The following is a 958-nucleotide window of genomic DNA, read 5'->3' as shown; positions in this document are numbered from 1 at the left end:
TGGGCACCTGAATACCCTTTCACATGCGTCTCACATTCTTTCCAAGAATAAAAAATACCGGTTTCCCTTCCTTTTCGTACAGCATATACTTTCTTTTTCATCCATCTTCCCCCTCATTTCATTTCTAACCAGCCCTCTTCTTATGTATTATATAACTGATAATACAAGAATATAAGATTTAAATGGATGCTATGATTGTGTGTTATATGTTTTTTTACAATAAGGTACGTGAAATTATAGGTGTGGGGGTAACTATTTACACCTTCCCTGTAAATCTGAATCCTTTGTGATATCATTCCTTTATAATACATTAAAGGAATGGGAGGAAAAAATACATGGAGAATCAACCAAATTGGCAACCTATCCAAAACTTGCCTATCATTGCAAATCTAATCGATGGTCAATTTATAGATGCTAAAGAACAATATATAAACCTTTTAGAAGCCCGCAACAAGCCTCATGTGTTGGATGATGCAACCATACAACGCACCATCCGTGTTTACACAGAACAACTTGAATTTGTATGGATATTTGAAGAACAGCTCTCCAAATGGATAAAAGAAGAGCGTTTAACACCTATCGAGCAAAGTGAAATTGAACGCCTTCAAGGACAGGTGCAACAGTTACACCATAATTTAACCGATATTTTAGCTCTAACGGAAAAATTAAAAGAGGGAACCTATGAAAAAGTAATGAAAAAAAGTGATTTGCAACTTGGAATTGAATCTTTACAAAGGATTAAACGATCAGATTATTGAGAAGAAATACTTATATGAAAAAAGGATTCCGTAAGCAAAATGAGCATTTGTACATTTCTAGTAAAAACGTTATAATAGCAACCTAAAATGAATCATTACCTGGAGGTACACACATGAATAAAACAGAACTTATCAAACAAGTTGCCCAGGAAGCAAACTTAACACAAAAAGATGCAACTGCATCTGTGCAAGCTGTTCTA

3 protein-coding genes are annotated in these 958 nt (G+C 34.4%); 2 read left to right on the top strand and 1 reads right to left on the bottom strand.

Going from position 1 to position 958, the window contains the following annotated elements; all coding sequences use genetic code 11:
* Window positions 1-101, bottom strand: a 101-nt coding sequence (locus ACODS7_RS32230) for a ribonuclease H1 domain-containing protein (protein ID WP_488828635.1), incomplete at its 3' end; no start/stop codon positions are given.
* Between the two features lie 234 nt (window positions 102-335).
* On the opposite strand from ACODS7_RS32230, the gene ACODS7_RS32225 reads away from it, so the two are divergent.
* Together ACODS7_RS32225 and ACODS7_RS32220 are read left to right on the top strand one after the other, a co-directional pair.
* Window positions 336-758: a hypothetical protein gene (locus tag ACODS7_RS32225; protein ID WP_098652012.1), complete on the top strand. Its 423-nt coding sequence runs from the start codon at window positions 336-338 to the stop codon at window positions 756-758.
* 113 nt (window positions 759-871) lie between these two features.
* A partial coding sequence (locus ACODS7_RS32220) for an HU family DNA-binding protein (RefSeq protein ID WP_488828633.1) occupies window positions 872-958 on the top strand: 87 nt, incomplete at its 3' end.

The sequence above is a fragment of the Bacillus sp. FG16 genome, assembly GCF_057809515.1.
Note: the sequence above shows the minus strand (reverse complement) of the source record. Positions and strands in the feature narration are given on the sequence as shown.